A 19,087-nucleotide genomic window follows, 5' to 3' on the forward strand; every position below is an offset into this window, starting at 1 on the left:
TCAGTTGTCCTGTTTGCGGTTGAGGGCCAGCACTTGCGCAGGCAGCAGGCGCACCGCGTCACCGCTGTGCAGCAGGTGCGCGCCGAGGGCGACGATGATCTGGCCGGGAGTCACGCCGCTGTCGAGCAGGGCGTCTTCCTGGCCAAGACTGGCGACTTTCACCGGCGCGAAGCTGACCTTGTCATCCGCGCCGATCAGCCATACGCCAGTGCCTTGTCCCGAATCCTGCAGCGCGCCGATGGGCACCCGGGTTTGCTGCGCCTGACCGTTGCCTTGCAGGCGCACGGTGATGGTGGAGCCGAGCGCAAACCGGTCGACGGCGCCATGCAGTACATAACGCGCGCGGTAGGTGCGGGTGACCGGGTCTGCGCTGGCGGACAGTTCGCGCAGGGTGGCGGTCACCGCCTGGTCCGGGGTGCCGAAGGGAGAGGCCAGGGCTTTCTGTGAAGCCTGGGCGCGGCTGTTTTCCGGCAGGTTGACGATGGCTTCGCGGGCGCCGTCATGGGCCAGCCGCGCGACGATCTGCCCTTCGGCCACCACCTGTCCTCGGTCCGCTCGTACGTCGGTGATGATGCCGTCGCCATCCGCCTTGAGCACTGAATAGGTGCGGCGGTTTTCGATCTGGCTGGCGTCGGATTGCGCCGCGGCCAGTTCCGCTTCAGCGACGCGCAGGTTGGTCGCCGATTGGTCGAAGATCTGCCGCGATACCGCACCGGTACTGGCCAGGCGCTGGTAGCGGTTTTCATCGTCGCGGCGCTGGCGAAGTTGCGCCTGGGCGGCGTTGACGCGGTTTTTAGCCGAGCGCAGGGCCAGTTCGAAGTCACCGATGTCCAGCACCAGCAGGGTATCGCCACGGGACACGTGCTGGCCCGGATCGACCTTGCGCTCGATAACCTTGCCACTGACCCGAAAGCCCAAGTCGCTTTCGGTACGTGCTGCCACCACACCGGTATAGGCGCTTTGCTGGGTGCCGGCGGCTTCGACTTTGGCGGCCAGGACCGGGCGCGGCTGAGGCACTTCAGCAGCCGTGTCGGCCTGGCTGTTACAGCCACTGAGGATGATCAATAGCGCCAGGGGCGTGAGAAGACGCAGGGGGAGAGGGTGCATGGCGGGCTCCGGGGTAACCATAGGGCAAAAAATTATGGACATAATTTTTCGCTCATATTATGGTCGAAATATAAATTAATCCAGCCCCCCGGATGCCTCGCATGACAAACGCCCCGGTCCCATCGCGCAGCTTGTTGTTTTTACTGGTGGCCCTGACGGCACTGGGTGAGGTTTCGACCCAATTGATCATCCCCGGCCTGGGGGCCATCGAACAGGCATTGGCAGCGCCAACGGGGTCGGCACTGATGTCACTGTCCGCATTTGTCGCCGCTTTCGGCTTCGGGCAACTGCTGTTCGGCCCGCTGTCGGACCGCATTGGCCGGCGCCCGGTGCTGATCGGCGGCCTGGTGCTGTATGTGCTGGCCACCTTGTCGATGTTGCTGGTCCACGACATTCATCAGTTCATCGCCGCCCGCGTGCTGCAAGGCCTGGGCGCCTGCGCCGCGTTGGTTTTGGCGCGCACGGTGGTGCGTGATGTGTGGAAGGCCGAAGCCGGCCCGGCCCTGGCGCTGACCATGATCGGCATGCTCTACGCCATTGTGGTGGCCCCGATGGTGGGGGGCCTGCTGATTAAATTGTTTGGCTGGCACGCGCCGATCCTCCTGGCGCTGGCGATTGGCAGCGTGGTGTTGCTGTTGGCCTTGCTGTTCTTCCGTGAGAGCAACCATCACCTCGATCCCAAGGCCGGCCACTGGCGCACCCTCGGCGGGCAATACCTGGATCTGCTCAAGGGCCGCCAATATCGAGCATTCGCCGTGGCCCTGGCGTGTACCTATGGCGCCATGTTTGCGGTGATCGCCGGTTCATCCGCGGTGTTTATCAACTTGCTGGGCTTCAGCAGCCTTGAATACGGCATCAATTTCGGCCTGATCGTGTCGATGCTGATCGTGGGTTCCACCTACACCCGACGCAACATCATGCGTCTGGGCCCGCAGCGGATTGTGGCGATGGGCGTGACAATGGTGGCCATTGGCGGGGTGTCGGCGCTGGTCATCTATGCGCTGTTCGGCCTGTCGGTCCTCGGCCTGGACATTCCGATTGCCCTGGTGACCCTCGGTGGCGGCCTGGTATTACCGGGCTCGGTCACGGGCGGGGTTATGCCCAACGCGCATCGCGCGGGTTTGGCTGCTGGCTTGATGGGGTTTGCGCAGATGTTCGGTGCGACCTGCAGCGGTGTGTTGTTGAGCCAATTGCGCGATGGCAGTGCCGCGCCGATGATCATTATCCAGGCGTGCTTTGCGGTGGCGGCATTCGTCGCGTTTCACCTGCTGCGTCAGCGCCAGGCCAAGGGATTGTCCTATACATAGGACGAACAAGGTCGCTTTTGCCGGCTAGTCTTCAAGCGTTGGCAGACTTATGGTGTAGGCACTTTGGAGGTACACCATGAAAAAACTTATCGGCATCTACACCAGCCCCCGCGCCCATTGGGTCGGCGACGGCTTTCCGGTACGCACACTGTTTTCCTACGACAGCATGGGCAAGCACATCAGCCCATTCCTGTTGCTGGACCACGCCGGCCCGGCTGATTTCCCCCCGACTGAACAACGTCGCGGCGTCGGCCAACACCCCCATCGCGGTTTTGAAACCGTAACCATCGTCTACGACGGTGAGGTCGAACACCGCGATTCCACCGGCGCCGGCGGCAAAATCGGCCCGGGCGACGTGCAATGGATGACCGCCGCCAAAGGCATTCTCCACGAGGAGTTCCACTCCGAAGCCTTCGCCCGCAGCGGCGGTGCGCTGGAGATGGTGCAACTGTGGGTCAACCTGCCGGCCAAGGACAAAATGGCCGACGCCGGTTACCAGACCATTGTCGACGGCGACATCCCGGTATTGCCACTGGCCAACGACGCCGGGCAACTGCGCCTGATCGCCGGTGAATTCGCCGGCAGCCATGGCCCGGCCCGCACCTTCACGCCGATAGACGTGTGGGACGTTCGCCTCAACGCCGCCAAGCCAGTCACCCTGGACCTGCATGAAGGACGCAACACTGCACTGGTAATTCTGCGTGGCACGGTGCTGGTCAATGGCGAGGAGGTAGCGCGTCAAGGGCAATTGGCGTTGTTCGAGCGCGCTGGCAGCCAGCTCAGCCTGGAGGCCAGCGACGACGCCAAGGTCTTGCTGCTGAGTGGCGAGCCTATCGACGAGCCGATCGTGGGGCATGGGCCGTTTGTGATGAATACCGAGCAGGAGATTCATCAGGCGTTTGCTGATTTCCACGCAGGCAAGTTCGGGCAGATGCACGCCTAGGGAGCGACCACAGCTCTAATGTGGGAGCGGGCTTGCTCGCGAATGCGGAGGATCAGTCAAAGATATTCCAACTGAACCACCGCATTCGCGAGCAAGCCCGCTCCCACATTTTGTCCTGCGCTATACCCCATCTCTTCATTTCATGCGATCTTCCCGTCATTCGCCCTGGAGTCGCCTGGATGCCCTCATTTATCGCTGAACACCCGATGCTGTGCGCCCTGGCGCTGATCTTTATCGACATCGCCGTGTGGCGGCTCATTTCCGCCGACCTCGCCAATTGGAAGCTGGCGGCGCGGTTGGTGATCTTCGCGGTATTCAGTGCGGTGCTGTTCAACGACGGCATGAACCCCATGCAGCTCGCGCCCTATGCGGACAACACCGCCTTGCACCTGGCGGCCACCGCGTTGCAGATCGGCTGGTGGCTATTTGCGGCGCGTACGCTGACCGTGTTGCTCGGTACGCTGATGATGCAGCGGGTCGGGCACACTGGGCGGTTGTTGCAGGATCTGATGGGCGCGGTGATTTTCCTGATCGCGATCATTGCCGCCATGGCTTATGTGCTCGACTTGCCGGTCAAAGGCGTGCTCGCCACGTCCGGCGCGGTGGCGATCATCGTCGGCCTGGCCCTGCAGAGCACGTTGAGCGACGTGTTTTCCGGCATCGTACTCAACACCACCAAGCCGTATCAGTTGGATGACTGGATCTCCATCGACGGCACCGAAGGCCGGGTCACGGACATCGACTGGCGCGCCACGCGCTTGCAAACCTCCCAGGGCAGCATGGCGGTGATCCCCAATTCCTTGGCGGCCAAGGCCAAGATCATCAATTTTTCGCGCCCGGCGGACATGTTTGGCCTGGCGGTCAGCCTGCAAGTCAGCCCGCATGCGCGTCCGCAAACGGTGATCGAGTCGCTGGAGCGGGCGATGCAGGGTTGCCGGCCACTGTTAAGCAAACCTGCGCCGAGCGTGGCGTTCAAGACCTCGGCCAGTGGCGGCGTCGAGTATGAAATCAGTGGGTTTGTACCGGCCATGACCCTCAAGCGCGAAGTGCGTAACCAGCTCTACGACCTGGCTTTCCGGCACCTGCAGGCGGCGGGCGTGAGTTTGTTGTCCGCCGTCGAAAGCGCCACGCCGGCGGCAACGTCACGGGCGCGGGCGCTGCTGGACAACTCGACGATCTTCTCCACGTTGCGCCAAGAGGAAAAAGACACCTTCAGCCAGAACATGACCCTGCACACCTACCGTACCGGCGAGATGATTTTGCCGGCGGGAGAGGTCAGCGATCATTTGTTTATCATCGAGTCCGGCGTGGTGTCGGTGATGCTGACCAAGGCTGGGCACAAATTCGAAGCCGGACGCATGGGGCCGGGCGAGGTGATTGGCGAGGCGGGGATCCTGACGGACCAGGCCGCGCTGGCGGACTTTTCCGCGAAGACGTTCTGCACCCTGTACCGCATCGAGAAGGAATACTTGACGCCATGCCTGGACGCCCGCCACGACATCAGTGACGCGATGAAAACCCTGCTCGACTTCCGCATGCACGCCGCGCAGGCCCTGACCCAGGAGACGCCGGTGGTGCCGGTGAAGAAGGGCTTCCTGCAGTGGCTGCGCACGCGCGGGTTCTGACCACCGAAACCGACTAACCTGCGTTTTTTTGCACGTTACCCCACGCAATAAGTCGTTTGTCCAACGGCTGGCCGATGACAAAACTGCATGTCACTCGGATAACAACAACGTTGGGCATAATCCAGGAAGAAATCTTCGGCCCAGTGCTGCCGGTGCTCAAGTACCGCGATATCGACGAAGCACTGGCCAGGGCTAACGACCACCCGCTCGGCCTGTCGTCGGTGCTCTACACCGAGAACTACCGCACGGCGATGAACGTGGCGAACACCATCGAAGCCGGCGAGTTGTACGTCAATCGCACCCCGGCAGACCCTTACCAGGGCTTTCACGCCGGCTGGAAACGTTCAGGGCTGGGCGGCAGTGCGCCGACCTGATCCTCCAAGACGCTCACTGACCTGTAGTGAGCGAGCTTGCTCGCGCTGAAGTGCGCAGCGCTCCCGTTTTTTGGGGCCACTTCGCAGCCCAGCGCGAGCAAGCTCGCTCACTACAAGGTTTCAGCCACCTGTAGATCCATTACAAGACGAATAATGCTAGCGTCTGACCTTCTCCGACCGTTAGAGGGTTCGACGTTGATCCGACTCACCGACTACATCGCCCATTTCTCCCAATCCGCGCTGGCACCCTGGGCGGACCTGACGCCGTGGGCGCTGGTCACCCAGGCGCCTGCCGTGGTTCGCCAACTACTGGCCGAGCTGCCAGCCGACGAGTACCTGATTCGGGATGACATCGCCATCCACCGTACGGCCACTGTCGAGCCCGGCGCCTTGCTCAAGCCGCCCCTGATCATCGGCGCCGATTGTTTTATCGCCAGTGGCGCGCTGCTGCGCGGTGGTTGCTGGTTGGATGAGGGCTGCATCATCGGCCCTGGTGCCGAGTTGAAAACCTCGTTTGTGTTCAGCGCCAGCAAGCTGGCGCATTTCAACTTTGTCGGCGATTCGGTGCTGGGGCATGGGATCAATCTGGAGGCGGGGAGCATCGTCGCCAACTACCGCAACGAGCGCGATGACAAAAATGTGCAGGTGCGGGTCGACGGGGCCTTGAAACGCACGGGCTGTGACAAGTTTGGCGCGTTGCTCGGTGATCAATGCCGGATCGGCGCCAATGCGGTGTTGGCGCCGGGCGCCGTGCTCAAGCCCGCCAGTGTGGTGGGGCGCGGGCAGGTGTTTGATGCAGAGAACGACTAGAAGTCAGCGATAAACTGCACGCCACCAACGACCGCGCCGGTGGTTTGCGCCAGTCCGCCGGGGTATTTCACGTATTGCAGGTTGGGCCGCACCATCAGCCACTTCGTCGCTTGCACGCCGTAGTTGATTTCGTAGCTGTACTCGCGACGCTGCTCGGGTACATACAGCGGGTCGTCGATGGCGATCACGCCATTGGCCTCGTTAAGCATCTGCGTGTTACGCGTGTAGCGGTCGCTGACCTGCAGTTTCGACGCGCCAATGCCGAAGGTGTCGTCCGGGCGTGAATTGAAAGGGCCCCGGTAGATCAGGCCGACCTGGATCAGGTTTTTGATCACGCTCTTGTCCGGGTCATTCATCGTCAGGTTGGCGAACACGTTGAGTCCGCGTTTGCTGTTGCCGTCGACCGTGGTCAGTTGCTGCTGGCCCGACAGCCACCAGCCGTCGTTGCTGGAATACATCCGATACGGCTTTTGCGAGCTGGCGGCAAAGTTGCCGTCGGCGTCCTTGAGCATGTCCTTGGTGTCGGCGTTGGCGTAGTAGTAACCCACGTGGTATTCGGCATTCAGCCCGGCAACCTGGCCTTTCCAGATGGCTTCGATGGGAAAGCTGGTGCCCTGGGAGCCGCTGATAAACGGTTTGAAACCATTGCTGGCTTCAGCGTTGCCGGGGTTCTTGTCGTAGGCACCGACCTGCACCGCGAACGCGTCGGTGAACTGGTACTTGGCGCGCACCGCCCACTGGCTGATGGGGAAGCTGTTCCACACGCCGTTCCAGTTGCCTTCCTGGGAACCGCACAGGGTCACGTTCTGGAATTCGCAGGGGAACTGATCGAAGTCTTCGCCATGGCCGAACCGCCCCAGTTTCAGGGCGAACTTGCGCTCAAAGAATTTCTGTTCGTACCAGAACTGCGATAGCCGCCAGGCATTGCCGCCGCCGAAGACTTCCATGGTGGAGGTCAGTCCGGTGGCGTTGGGCTGGTGCACGCGGTCATTGGTGATGTCCTTGCCATGGCGCTCGCCGATGCCGATGCGAAAGGTCGCGTCGCGCCAGCCAAGGAGTTTTTGCAGGTCCATGTTCACGCCAAGAATCAACTGGTCGCTCCAGCGCGCGGTGGTGTGCGAGTTGTACCCACCGCCAAGGTTGGAACCGACTTCGCCGACATATTTGAGGGTGAAGTCATAGCCTTGCTCGGCCAGTTGCGGGCGCAGGCCGTTCCAGTCGCCGAGCATGGCGGGGGAGTTTGGGTCCAGCAAACCGGCGCTGAAGGCACAGGTGGACATGGCGCTGCAGAGCAGGGCCAGGGGGAGGGTGGTGCGCATGGGAGGCTCCTTGGATTGTTGTTTTTATTGGGTTCAGCACAAATTTCAGGCACACAGAGGCCCCCTGTGGGAGCGGGCTTGCTCGCGAAAGCGGTGGTTCAGGCATGAATCTGGTGACTGACACACTGCATTCGCGAGCAAGCCCGCTCCCACATTGGAACTGTGGTGTCAGGAAGAGCGGGGGTTACTGCAGGTTAACGAACAACCCGCCATCCACCAGCAACGACGCACCGGTCACATAGCGCGCCATGTCCGACGCCAGGAACACGATCGGCCCTGCCACGTCATCCGGCTCGCCGAGTCGACCCAACGGCGTGCGCGAGGTCATGTAGGCGAGTTTTTCCTCATCCGCGAGATCCTCCTTGTTGATGTCGGTGGCGATAGTCCCCGGCAGTACCGAGTTGCAGCGAATGCCATAAGGCCCCAGGGCAATCGCACAGGACTGCATCAGCGAATGCAGCCCAGCCTTGGTCGGCGTGTAGTGGGTTTGCATACCGCCGCCGACGAGGGCGCTGATGGAGCTGACGGCAATGATTGCGCCGCCGCGCCCCTGGTTTTTCATCTGGTTGGCCGCCGCCTGCACGGCGAAGTAGGCGCCGTTGAGATTGGTGTTGACAGTTTTCAGGTACACCTCGCGGGGCATGTCGAGGAACGAGTGGAACGGGCAGATGCCGGCGTTATTGACGAACACGTCGACGCTGCCAAAGGCCTTGACTGCGCCCGCCACCAGTTTGTCGCCGGTGTCCGGGTCCGCAGCGTCGCCGCCCACTTCGATGGCTTCACCGCCAAACGCCTGTATCTCTTCAATCAACGAATACGCCGCCTCCGTGCCTTGGCCACTGCCGCTGTGGCCGATGACTACGCGGGCGCCTTGGCGTGCGCATTCACGGGCGGCGGCGCGGCCGATGCCACGGGAGGCGCCGGTGATGATCACGGTTTTGTCTGCAAGCAACATAAAAACACTCCTTCAAAAATGGGTGGCGTCAGCCGAGGTAATTGCCGTAGCCGACCATGGCAATCGCGCCGAGGATCACCGCGATACCGGCTACCAAAACGCCCTTGTTGGCGGCGCTCGTGCCGTGCCATTCGCGGAAATACAAGCCCCAGCAGTTGGACACGATGATGATGAACGACATGTGCAGCACCCAGGAGCTGGCGTCGTTCTGCAGGCGGCTTTCGCCCATGCCGTAGAAGAAAAACTGCAAGAACCACAGGGTGCCGGCGATGGCCACCAGCAGGTAGTTGCCCAGCAACGGGGTGCTACGGTCGGTGTAGTTATGAAAGGTACGGTTGCGCCAATTCAGCCACAGGCACCAGATGCCGTTCGTGGTCAGTCCGCCCCACATGATCACCATAAAGGTCACGTTGTTCTGGAACAGGCTGTTGGCGCCGTGCTCTACCGCTGCGGCGGCCAGCGGGCGGCCGGCAGAAATGCCGTAGCTGAAACACGCACTCAGCACCCCGGAAATCACCGCCACCAGCATGCCCTTGCCCAACGCGAACTCGCTGACACTGGCGAACTTCACCGCCTGCGACACTTCGCGTTCCTTGATCAGTCCGGCCTTGCCGCACACCGCAATACCGATCAACGACACCGCGACGCCCCACAACACCCAATGCCCACCTTGAGAGGCCAGCATCGAGGTCAGCGTGCCTTCGGTTTCAGTGGTGAACAGGTCGCGGTACAGCGCCGGCATCAAGGCGCCGAGGGCCGAGGTGAGACCCATGATCAGCGACATGCCAAGGGACAAGCCGAGGTAGCGCATGGTCAGGCCGAACGTCAGCCCGCCGATACCCCACAACACGCCGAACAGGTAGGTCCAGAGCAGGGTGCTGGTGTCGGCATTGCGCAGGATGTCCACCCAGCCGGGCACCGTCAGTTGCGCCGCGATCAGCGGCACGATCAGCCAAGACACCAGGCCGCCGGTGATCCAATAACTTTCCCAGGCCCAGCCGCGGACCTTCTTGTAAGGGATGTAGAAACTGCCGGAAGCGAAGCCGCCGATGAAGTGCAGAATCACACCAAGGAGAATGATTTCCACGTAGTCGAATCCTTTTTATTGTTGTTGTGGGTCAGTTGGATCAGGGCCGCGTCAGTTCGAACATCGGCAGCAGGTCGACACTGATCGGCGAGGCATCCGCGTGGCTTGGCATGATGTCTTGCATGTAGTTCCACCAGCGTTGCATCAGTGCGGTGCCAGGCAGTTCATCCAGGCCATGGACGTCTTCGTGGGTCAGCGTGGCGAACAGCGCGTTGGCGGGCTCATCGAGGAAAATCCGATAATCCACCACGCCGGCCTCCAGCAGCGCCTGGGCGAGTTCCGGCCAGATCTCATCATGACGTCGGCGGTACTCGGCGGCCTGGCCCGGGTTGAGGTTCATGCGAAAGGCACGGGTCTGCATCACTGCGCTCCAGCGTGAGGGCCGGGGGTGTAGATCCGCACCGCGTTGTGCACGAAGAACTTGCCTTGCACGGTCTCGGATTTGTCGGCCATGCAGTGCTTGACGAGCCCGAGGGTGGTGGCGAAATCTGCCAGGTGATCGCTGTTGGGCCAGTCGCTGCCGAAGAGGCAACGGTCTTCGCCAAAGGCTTCCCAGAGCACGGCCAGGCGGTCGTTGTAGAACGCCGTGTCGGTGATCAAGCCGTGCGGCCCGAGCTGGGGGATTTCTGCCAGTTTGGCGAACACATTCGGGCGCTCTGCCAGGCGCAACAGGTCCGCGTGATACGCCGCTTCTTCACCCGCCGGCACCTGGGCGTTAGGCAGGTGATCGACGACAATGCGCAGCGCTGGCAGGGCATCGCTCAACGTCAGCAGGCCCTTGATCAGGCGCGGGTTCGGGTTGGCGCTGTCCAGGCTGCGGCCCGTGGCGGCGAGCTGGCGCAGGCCGTCGATAAACCCTGGGCGTGTCTGGTCCAGCAACAGGTCGCGGTCCCACAGGTTGCCGTAGCGCAGGCCAAGGAACAGCGGCTCATCCGCCAGGGCATCGAGGTCGGCGGCAAAGCGTGCGTGCAGCGGGTCCAGGTTGCCCACGAAGCCGAGCATGCGCGGATCGCTGCGTAATGTGTCGAGCAGCCAGCGGTTATCGTCGCGCCACGGGCTGGCTTCCACGGCAATCGCGCCGACCACGTTGTGTGGCTCGGCCAGGGCCCAGTAATCCGCTGGCAGGTGCGCGGCGTACAGCCGGTTACTCGGCTCGGGCCATGGAATGCCCTGGGGCCGACGCGGGTCGAACAGGTGCAAATGGCTGTCGATGATCGGGCCGCTATAGGAAGTCAGGGGCATGACGCCGTCCTTATCAGATGCAAATTCGAAGGGGCCAGCACGCTAGCGTGCCTGGCCCGGTTTAACCAACTCAGCTCTGCAGGTACACCACGTGCGTGTGGGTGTACTCGTACAGGCCGTGCTTGCCGTCGGCGCCGCCGATGCCGGATTTGCGCACGCCGGCGTGGAAACCTTGCATGGCCTCGAAGTTTTCGCGGTTGACGTAGGTTTCGCCAAAGTCGATCTCGCGCACCGCGTGCATGGCCTTGCCCAGGTCACGGGTGTAGATCGACGAGGTCAGGCCGTAATCGCAGTCATTGGCCAGTGCGATGGCTTCGTCGAGGTCGTCGACAATCTGGATCGGCAGTACCGGGCCGAAGATCTCTTCGCGCATGATCTCCATGTCGGCGCGGCACCCGGCCAATACCGTCGGCTCGAAGTGAAAACCCGCACCCAGGTCGGCAATCTGCCCGCCACTGACCAAGCTCGCGCCCTGGCTCAACGCGGTGCGCACCTTGCGGTTGACGCTGTCCAGGCCCTGGCGATTGATCAGCGGACCCATTTCCACGTCGGCCCTGGCGATGGGGTCGCCGTAGCGGGTGGCGGACATGGCTGCGCTGATGCGCTCGATGAATTGATCGGCGACCTTGCGCTCCACGTACACGCGCTCGGCGCAGTTGCACACTTGGCCGGTGTTGATGATGCGCGAGTCACGGATGGCTTTCACCGCCAGGTCCAGGTCGGCGTCCGCCAGCACGATGGCCGGGGCCTTGCCGCCCAGTTCCAGGTTGAGTTTGGTGATGTTGGGGGCGGCGGAGGTCATGATCCGCGAACCGGTGGCCACGCTGCCGGTGAAGCTGATCATGTCTACGCCTTTGTGCGCCGTGAGTGCGCCGCCGACCTGGCCGTCGCCGCAGACCACGTTGAACACGCCAGCGGGCAGGTCGGTCTCGGCGACGAGCTTGGCGAATTCAAAGCAGTTGTTCGGGGTTTCTTCGCTGGGCTTGATCACGATGGTGTTGCCGGTGAGCAGCGCCGGCGCCATTTTGCGCGCGATCAGGAAGAACGGAAAATTCCACGGCAGGATGCCGGCCACCACGCCCAACGGCTTGCGGAACAGGAAGATATTTTCGTCCTGGCGGTCGCTGGTGATGATCTCGCCTTCGATGCGCCGCGCCCACTCGGCCATGTAGTCGAGGTAGTCGGCGGTGAAATTCACCTCCACTTCGGCCAAGCCACTGATTTTGCCTTGTTCCAGGGTGATGGTGCGCGCCAGGTGGGCGACGTTCTCACGCAGTTTGGCGGCGATGCGCCGCAGGTGCCCGGCGCGTTCGATGGCGGGTTTGCGCGCCCAGGCCTTTTGCGCCTGGCGCGCGGCGGCCAGGGCCTGGTCGACATCGGCAGCGGTGGACGCCGGCACCTTGGACAGCAGCGCGCCAGTGGCCGGGTTGAGCACGTCAATGTGCGCTTCGCTGGGCGTGAAGCGGCCATTGATGAAGTTCTGGTAAACGGGAACGGATGACATGGGCAGGTTCCTCAGTAAGTGCGCGAAGGCGCTTGTGTGTCGACAGCAGGGCGATAGCGGGCGAGGGTGGCCAGGGCGCTCTGGCGCAGCAGGCTGATGTCGATAGCCACCGCGATAAAGCGGCAACCCCAGGCCTGGTAGCGGCGTGCGTCGTCTTCGTTGGGCGCCAGGATGCCGCTGACCTTGCCGGCGGCGAGGGTGGCGTCGATGGCGTGTTTGATGCGCTCCTGCACCTCGGGGTGGCCGGGGTTGCCGGCATGGCCGAGGCCGATCGACAAGTCGGCCGGGCCGATGAACACCGCGTCAACGCCTTCCACGGCGGCAATCGCGGCGACGTTTTCCACGCCAAGGCGCGATTCAACCTGCACGATCAGGCACAGCTGTTCATGGGCGGTGTCCAGGTAGTTGTCCACGCCGTCCCAGCGTGTGGCGCGGGTCAAACCGCCGCCGACGCCACGAATACCGTGGGGCGGATAACGCATGGCACGCACCAGGGCCTGGGCCTGTTCGGCGGTTTCGACCATGGGGATCATCAAGGTCTGGGCGCCGACGTCGAGCAGTTGCTTGATCAGGCTGGCGTCACCGTTGACGGCACGCACCACGGGCGCCGTGGTGTACGGCGCGACCGTCTGCAACTGGTTGAGCACATTGGGCACAGTGTTGGGTGCATGTTCACCGTCGATCAGCATCCAGTCGTAACCCAGGCTGGCGACGATCTCGGCGGCGTAGCCGGTGGCGAAACCGGCCCAGATGCCATATTGAGTGGCGTCCTTGGCGAGGGCGGCCTTGAAGCCATTGCGGGGCATGTGCATGGCGCTTTCCTCAGCGGTTGTAGGGACGGTGCAGTTGGCAATCGGGGTTCAGGTCCACGCCGAAGCCGGGCTTGTCCAGTACCGATAAACGCATGCGGCCATTCACCGGCACCGGTTCGCCCAACAATTGCGGGTGGAACATCGGCACCACTTCATCCGCCTTCGGCGCCATCATCAGGAACTCGGCGAATGGGCTGTTATGGCGGGTGGCGACAAAGTGGTAGCTGTACACCGATGAACCGTGGGGCACGACCATTGCGTTATGCGCGTCAGCCAGCGCCGAGATTTTCACCAGCTCAGTGAGGCCGCCACACCAGCCGACGTCGGGCTGGATGATGTCGCAGCAGCCCATCTCTAGCAGCATGCGAAAGCCCCAGCGGGTGGCTTCGTGTTCGCCTGTGGTGACCAACATGCCTTTGGGCACGTTTTTGCGCAGGGCCGCATAGCCCCAGTAATCGTCCGGGGACAGCGCTTCTTCGATCCACTTCAAGCCATGTTCATGGGCGCCAATCGCGAGCTTGGTGGCGTAGTTCAGATCCAGGCTCATCCAGCAATCAAGCATCAGCCAAAAGTCCGGGCCGACCCGTTCGCGCATGGTCGCCAGCGCTTCGAGGTTCTTGCGCAGGCCTTCTTCGCCTTCACTGGGGCCGTGATGCAGGGGCATCTTGCCGCCGATAAAGCCCATCTTCTGCGCGAGGTCCGGGCGCGCACCGGTGGCGTAGAACTGCAACTCGTCACGCACCGCGCCACCGAGCAATTGGTGGACCGGTTCCTGGCGGATTTTGCCGAGCAAGTCCCACAGCGCTAGGTCGACGCCGGAAATCGTGTTGATCACCAGGCCCTTGCGGCCGTAATACAGGGTGGACTGGTACATCTGGTCCCAGATTTTCTCGATGTCGGTGACGCGGGCGCCTTCGATGAAGCGCGCCAGGTGTTTCTCGACGATGTAGGCGGCCGGTTCACCGCCGGTAGTCACCGCGAATCCGACAGTGCCGTCACTGGCTTCGATTTCCACCACCAGGGTGCCGAGTACGTTGATGCCGAAGCTGCGGCGACTCTGGCGGTACTCGGGGTACTTGCTCATCGGCGTGGAAATATGGTCGTCGATCCAATGCCCATCGGCCTGGTCGTGGTAATCGGCGCCGCCGCCTCGCAGTACAAAGGCGCGGACGTGTTTGATGGTGAGATGACCCATGGTGTGACTCCTGGCGTTAAACAGTGGCCGGCGTTTTCGACGCTGTGCGGCCGGGTGAATGGATGCCCAGCACCAGCAATGCAGCCAGTACCGTGGTGGCGGACAGCAGGTACAGACCGGCTGCCGGGGAATTGAAGGCGCCTTCGGCCCAGTGCTTGATCACAGGGGCTATAAAACCACCGAGGGCACCGAAGGAATTGATCAGCGCAATGCTGGCTGCGGCGGCGCTGCCGGCGAGGTAGCTGGAGGGGAAGGTCCAGAACACCGGTTGCACCGCGATAAAACCGGAGGCGGCGAAACACAGCGCGAGCATGCCCAGCAGCGGGTTGGCGAAGGTCACCGAGCAAGCGATGCCGGCGGCGGCCATCAGCAGGGTCAGGCAGGCGGTCTGGCGGCGTAGGCCGGTACGGTCGCAATAGCTGGGGATCCACCAGGCGGCGAACAGCGCGCACAGCCAAGGGATGGCCGAGACCAGCCCGACCATCAAGCCGACCTTGGTGCCGAGCAGGCCGCCGACCTGGGTTGGCAGGTAAAACACCACGCCGTACACGCTGGCCTGGATCAGCAGGTACACCAGGCACAGGTACAACACCGAGGGTTGGCACAGCACGGTCAGCAGGCTGCGGCCGTGGGAGGTTTTGTGTTGGTCTTCGCTGTCCAGCAGGCGTTGGATCTGCTGGCGTTCATCCGTGGTCAGCCACGTGGCATCGGCGGGGCGATTGTCCAGGTACCAATACGCCCAGATGCCCACTGCCGTTGCCATCAGGCCTTCGACCGCGAATAGCCATTGCCAGCCGTGAATCCCAGCGAAGCCGTCCATTTCCAGCAGCAAACCGGACAGCGGGCTGCCGAAGATAAAGGCCAAAGGCGCGCCAAAGTAGAAGAAGCCCATGGCCTTGCCGCGCACGGCCTGGGGGAACCAGTAGGTGAGGTAGAGGATGACGCCGGGGAAGAATCCGGCTTCGGCCACACCGAGTAAAAAGCGCAGCACATAAAAGCTGGTTTCGTTATGGGCAAATACCATGGCCGCCGAAACCAGGCCCCAACTGACCATGATGCGGCACATCCACAGGCGGGCCCCGACACGGTGCAGGATCAAGTTGCTCGGTACTTCCAGCAGCGCGTAGCCGACAAAGAACACGCCGGCGCCAAACGCAAAAGCGGCGTCGCTCAAGCCGGTATCGGCCTGGAAAGCTTGTTTGGCAAACCCGACATTGGCGCGATCGAGAAAGGCCATGATGTACATCAACAGCAGGAAGGGCAGCAGCCGCCAGGAAATTTTGGCGAGCAGGGGCGCAGGCAGGGTTTTCATAGTGGCGTCCGATGTTTTGTTCTTATGGGACGGACTGTACGGCGGGCGAGCAATGCGCTACAAATCGAATCTCGCTTACAACTGATAACCTCAGGGTATCGATAAAAAGGAAATTGATGAGTAGTCCGCCGATCTCCCGCAGCCTGTTCAACCGCCTGCGCTACAAGCATTTGCATATGCTCGTTGCGCTGAGTTCCAGCCAGAACCTGCACCGTGCGTCCCAGGCGCTGAACATGTCGCAGCCGGCCGCCACGCGCATGCTGCGTGAGATCGAGGACATGTTTGCCTGCGACCTTTTCGAGCGTTTGCCCAGGGGCATGCGCCCGACGGCGCTGGGCCAGGAGTTGATCCGCTTTGCCGAATCAGCCTTGAGCGGGCTGGACCGTTGCGCCGAAGACTTGATGGCACGCCAGCAGGGCGGCTATGGCTACCTGTCGATCGGCACCATCATGGGCGCCGCACCGGACCTGGTGATGGACTCCATCGCGCAGATCAAATCCCTGAACCCGCAACTGCGTATCCGCATCATGGGTGACACCAGCGACCAGGTGATCCAACTGCTTGAGCAGGGTCGCATCGACCTGGCGATCTCGCGGCGCAACGCCGCCACTGACAGCGAGCATTACAGCTTCGAACCCCTGGGCAACGAGCGCTTGCTGGTGGTGGTGCATGCGGGCCATCCCCTGGCTCAGCGTGAACACGTGCCCTTGGAGGAATTGGTGCGTGACTGGCCGTGGATCCTGCAACCGCAAACCAGCCCGGCGCGTATCGGCTTCGACCAGGCGCTGCAGGACCTGGCGCTGCCGAGCCCGGCGGACATTATCGAATGCAGCTCGGTGTACTCCATGCAGCAGTTGATCCAGCTGACCGATGCGGTGATGGTGCTGTCAGAAAGCGCGCTGCGTGATTACCTGAAGATGGGTTTGGTGGTGGCGTTGCCGGTAGCCCTGGAGGTGCGGCTGGCGCCGTTTGGCATGCTATTGCGCAAAGGCGAGGTGGTGAGCCGTGAATTGGGGTTGTTTATCGACTTGCTGCGGCAGAAAGCCGCCACGCTCTAAACGCATTGTTGAAAAGGGCATGGTGTGTCGGCGCGATATTAAATAGAATGAATCTCATTTGAGACTCACTCGCGCCGCGCAGGTCGCTCGCCATGAATGATGCTGTTGTACCGACCCACGCCCCCGAACTGACCTTGTCGAGCCTGTACCGCGACCATCGCAGCTGGCTCGAAAGTTGGCTGCGCCGGCGGCTGGGCAATGCCTGGGATGCCGCGGACCTGAGCCAGGATACGTTTTTGCGTGTGCTCGCCAGCGCCCAGCCGATTGCGCAGATGCAGGAGCCGCGGGCGTACCTGGTGACCGTCGGCAAGCGCCTGCTGGTGAATTTTCATCAGCGGCGCAGCCTTGAACAGGCTTATCTGACTGCCTTGGCGAACCTGCCGGAAGCGTGCGTGCCATCGCCCGAGCAGCGCTGGTTGGTGTTGGAGACGCTGCAAGCCTTGGATGAATTACTCGACGGCTTGCCGGTGCTGGTCCGCCGCGCCTTCCTCTGGAGCCAACTGGAAGGGTTGGGCTACCGCGAGATCGCCGAGCGCCTCGACGTGTCCGAACGCACGGTAAAACGCTACATGGCCCAAGCCTACGAGCACTGCCTGGTGGTGGACCTGTGAGCCGCGACGTCGCCCGCGCCGCTGCTCAGTGGTTGGCGCTGCTCGAATCCGGCGCGGCCACCGAGCGTGATCACGCCGCGTTGCAGCATTGGCGTGACAGCCATCCCCAACACGAACAGACCTGGCAGAAGGCCCAAACCCTGCGCCAGCGTTTCAGCGACGTGCCCCAGGCCCTGGCGATGGCCAGCCTCGATCGCCCACAACCGGGGCGACGCGCTGTGCTCAAGCGTGCCTTGGGGATCGCGGCATTGGTGCCGACTGCCTGGCTGGTCAGCCGCCAATTGCCCATCGAGGTATGGCGCGCCGACCTGCATACCGCCACCGGTGAGCGCAAACGCCTGCCATTGGCCGACGGCGGCAGCTTGCAACTCAATACCGCGACGGCAGTGGACATGGACCTGGCGCAGCGCCGCATCACCTTGGTGGACGGTGAGTTGGCGCTGAATGTACCTGGCGCGGCGGCGATGACCGTGCACACCCGATACGGCGAGTTGAGGGTCAGCCAGGCCGACGTGTGTGTGCGGCAACTGGCCGCCGGCTGTCGGGTGTCGGTGCTCAAGGGCTCGGTTGAAGTACGCGACCTGAACGGGCAAATGACGACCTTGCAGGCGGGCCAGCAAGCCCCCCTGAACGCCAGTGGGCTGGCCGCCTGGGCGTCGTTCGATGTGTTGCAGTTGGGCTGGCGCGAGGGGGTGTTGACGGCGCAGAACCAACCGTTGGGGGATTTTCTGCGGGAGCTGGAGCGCTATCGCCCAGGGGTGTTGCGCTGGGATTCACGCCTGGAGCGTTTGCGGGTGACAGGCAGTTTTCGTCTGGACGACACGGACCGAATCCTCAACCTATTGGCCTCGACGCTGGGGTTCGAGGTGCAGGCGCGGACGCGGTATTGGATCACACTGAGTTAAGTGTGGGAGCTGTTTCAATTCAAATCGCATGGGCGCGTTGCAGCTCGTTCAAGCACAGCGCCTTCAGCTGCGCCAGCACCGGATCATGCCGATTCGCTGGCGCTCGGCGGCTACGGAGGTTGGCAAATGGTTGAAGTGCTGTTGGCAGGGCAACAATCTTCATATATCGTAATCGTATAAATAAAGAGATATATATTCTTTTTAATGTGGTCGGCAATGGCGCATTTTGAGGGCCTGCGCATTCGTGCGGATTGACCCAACAGCCAAAAGGAAAGCCGACATGACCATTAAAGCGATCAACGTGCGCAATCAGTTCAAGGGTGTGATCAAGGAAATTCTGCTGGGGGAAGTGGTGTCGGAAATCGACGTGCAAACGGCGTCCGGTATCGTCACTTCGGTGATCACTACCCGTTCGGTACGTGATCTGGAATTGAAAGTGGGCAGTGAGGTGATTGCCTTTGTGAAGTCCACTGAAGTGTCCATCGCTAAGCTTTGACGATCCACTCATCGCCGCATAGGTGCGCCTGTGGCGAGGGAGCTTGCTCCCGTGGCGGCCTGATAGTCGCCCAAGCTTTATCAGTTGTAAATGAGGTTCAAATGTGGGAGCTGGCTTGCCTGCGATGGCTAGGTTGTAGGCGCTAGAGATATTGGGTCGGAGTACATATCCATTCCTGCGGTAACGGCCTCCTAAGGTTCCGCCCTTACGGCGGCTCACTTTTGGAGAGGCCCAAAAGTAAGCATAAGGCCTTCGCCCCACCACTCGGTGTCTCGCCTAGGCTCGACATGCCCTCACTCCGGCTTGAATCCGTGGGCCGCCGCGATGGGCCATCCTTGGCCCAGCGCGGCTAACCCGGCGTCCTGCCGGGTTACCCACGGATTCAAGCCTGCGTTCGGCCAGCGTGGTTGACGGGGCGCCTGAGA

General features: G+C 62.3%; 19 protein-coding genes. 9 read left to right on the plus strand and 10 right to left on the minus strand.

Annotated elements, in window-relative coordinates; all coding sequences use genetic code 11:
* On the minus strand, window positions 1–1,107 hold the full coding sequence (locus tag JBO08_RS05520) for an efflux RND transporter periplasmic adaptor subunit (RefSeq protein WP_220074350.1): 1,107 nt from the start codon (window positions 1,105–1,107) through the stop codon (window positions 1–3).
* A 101-nt stretch (window positions 1,108–1,208) separates the two neighbouring features.
* On the opposite strand from JBO08_RS05520, the gene JBO08_RS05525 reads away from it, so the two are divergent.
* The 5 genes from JBO08_RS05525 to JBO08_RS05545 all read left to right on the plus strand — a co-directional run bounded on the left by JBO08_RS05525 (window position 1,209) and on the right by JBO08_RS05545 (window position 6,166).
* On the plus strand, window positions 1,209–2,414 hold the full coding sequence (locus JBO08_RS05525; protein WP_220074349.1) for a multidrug effflux MFS transporter: 1,206 nt from the start codon (window positions 1,209–1,211) through the stop codon (window positions 2,412–2,414).
* A gap of 76 nt (window positions 2,415–2,490) precedes the next feature.
* Window positions 2,491–3,357, plus strand: coding sequence for a pirin family protein (locus JBO08_RS05530; protein ID WP_065909106.1), 867 nt, complete (start codon window positions 2,491–2,493; stop codon window positions 3,355–3,357).
* Between the two features lie 179 nt (window positions 3,358–3,536).
* Complete coding sequence (locus JBO08_RS05535) at window positions 3,537–4,982, plus strand: mechanosensitive ion channel family protein (RefSeq protein WP_065873232.1); 1,446 nt, start codon at window positions 3,537–3,539, stop codon at window positions 4,980–4,982.
* Window positions 4,983–5,029: 47 nt separating this feature from the next.
* Window positions 5,030–5,356, plus strand: coding sequence for an aldehyde dehydrogenase family protein (locus tag JBO08_RS05540; protein ID WP_256534135.1), 327 nt, complete (start codon window positions 5,030–5,032; stop codon window positions 5,354–5,356).
* A gap of 195 nt (window positions 5,357–5,551) precedes the next feature.
* Complete coding sequence (locus JBO08_RS05545; protein ID WP_083213991.1) at window positions 5,552–6,166, plus strand: LpxA family transferase; 615 nt, start codon at window positions 5,552–5,554, stop codon at window positions 6,164–6,166.
* Here the strand turns inward: JBO08_RS05545 and JBO08_RS05550 are convergent.
* From JBO08_RS05550 to JBO08_RS05590, 9 genes are all read right to left on the minus strand, one after another.
* Window positions 6,163–7,485: a carbohydrate porin gene (locus JBO08_RS05550; RefSeq protein ID WP_220074348.1), complete on the minus strand. Its 1,323-nt coding sequence runs from the start codon at window positions 7,483–7,485 to the stop codon at window positions 6,163–6,165. The genes JBO08_RS05545 and JBO08_RS05550 overlap by 4 nt on opposite strands.
* Window positions 7,486–7,669: 184 nt before the next feature.
* Complete coding sequence (locus JBO08_RS05555) at window positions 7,670–8,440, minus strand: SDR family NAD(P)-dependent oxidoreductase (protein WP_049708534.1); 771 nt, start codon at window positions 8,438–8,440, stop codon at window positions 7,670–7,672.
* 28 nt (window positions 8,441–8,468) lie between these two features.
* On the minus strand, window positions 8,469–9,527 hold the full coding sequence (gene rhaT, locus JBO08_RS05560; protein ID WP_065880441.1) for an L-rhamnose/proton symporter RhaT: 1,059 nt from the start codon (window positions 9,525–9,527) through the stop codon (window positions 8,469–8,471).
* Window positions 9,528–9,567: 40 nt separating this feature from the next.
* Window positions 9,568–9,888 carry an L-rhamnose mutarotase gene (gene rhaM, locus JBO08_RS05565; RefSeq protein WP_175403029.1) on the minus strand — a complete coding sequence of 107 codons (321 nt, stop codon included), beginning with the start codon at window positions 9,886–9,888 and terminating at the stop codon, window positions 9,568–9,570.
* Complete coding sequence (locus JBO08_RS05570) at window positions 9,888–10,769, minus strand: amidohydrolase (protein ID WP_220074347.1); 882 nt, start codon at window positions 10,767–10,769, stop codon at window positions 9,888–9,890. The genes rhaM and JBO08_RS05570 overlap by 1 nt, the downstream gene beginning before the upstream one ends.
* 70 nt (window positions 10,770–10,839) lie before the next feature.
* Complete coding sequence (gene aldA, locus JBO08_RS05575) at window positions 10,840–12,273, minus strand: aldehyde dehydrogenase (RefSeq protein ID WP_220074346.1); 1,434 nt, start codon at window positions 12,271–12,273, stop codon at window positions 10,840–10,842.
* A gap of 11 nt (window positions 12,274–12,284) precedes the next feature.
* Complete coding sequence (locus tag JBO08_RS05580) at window positions 12,285–13,085, minus strand: HpcH/HpaI aldolase/citrate lyase family protein (protein ID WP_065946001.1); 801 nt, start codon at window positions 13,083–13,085, stop codon at window positions 12,285–12,287.
* 10 nt (window positions 13,086–13,095) lie between these two features.
* A complete protein-coding gene (gene rhmD / locus JBO08_RS05585; protein ID WP_065880444.1) occupies window positions 13,096–14,280 on the minus strand; it encodes an L-rhamnonate dehydratase in 1,185 nt (394 codons plus the stop codon).
* Window positions 14,281–14,296: 16 nt separating this feature from the next.
* Window positions 14,297–15,592, minus strand: a complete 1,296-nt coding sequence (locus tag JBO08_RS05590; RefSeq protein WP_065891028.1) for an MFS transporter — start codon at window positions 15,590–15,592, stop codon at window positions 14,297–14,299.
* Window positions 15,593–15,708: 116 nt separating this feature from the next.
* Here JBO08_RS05590 and JBO08_RS05595 point away from each other — a divergent pair, with 116 nt between their 5' ends.
* The 4 genes from JBO08_RS05595 (at window position 15,709) to JBO08_RS05610 (ending at window position 18,662) form a co-directional block, all read left to right on the plus strand.
* Entirely contained in the window at window positions 15,709–16,650 is a 942-nt protein-coding gene (locus JBO08_RS05595; protein WP_065873221.1) for a LysR family transcriptional regulator, read from the plus strand.
* 92 nt (window positions 16,651–16,742) lie between these two features.
* Window positions 16,743–17,261 (plus strand): sigma-70 family RNA polymerase sigma factor, encoded by a 519-nt coding sequence (locus JBO08_RS05600; RefSeq protein WP_065873220.1) that lies wholly within the window; start codon window positions 16,743–16,745, stop codon window positions 17,259–17,261.
* Window positions 17,258–18,166 (plus strand): FecR domain-containing protein, encoded by a 909-nt coding sequence (locus tag JBO08_RS05605; RefSeq protein ID WP_220074345.1) that lies wholly within the window; start codon window positions 17,258–17,260, stop codon window positions 18,164–18,166. Before JBO08_RS05600 ends, JBO08_RS05605 begins: the two co-directional genes overlap by 4 nt.
* 280 nt (window positions 18,167–18,446) lie before the next feature.
* A complete protein-coding gene (locus JBO08_RS05610; RefSeq protein ID WP_003173733.1) occupies window positions 18,447–18,662 on the plus strand; it encodes a molybdopterin-binding protein in 216 nt (71 codons plus the stop codon).
* Window positions 18,663–19,087: the final 425 nt, after the last annotated feature.

Origin of the sequence: Pseudomonas sp. LAP_36 (assembly GCF_019456785.1) — a bacterium.
Classification (GTDB): Bacteria; Pseudomonadota; Gammaproteobacteria; order Pseudomonadales; family Pseudomonadaceae; genus Aquipseudomonas; species Aquipseudomonas tritici.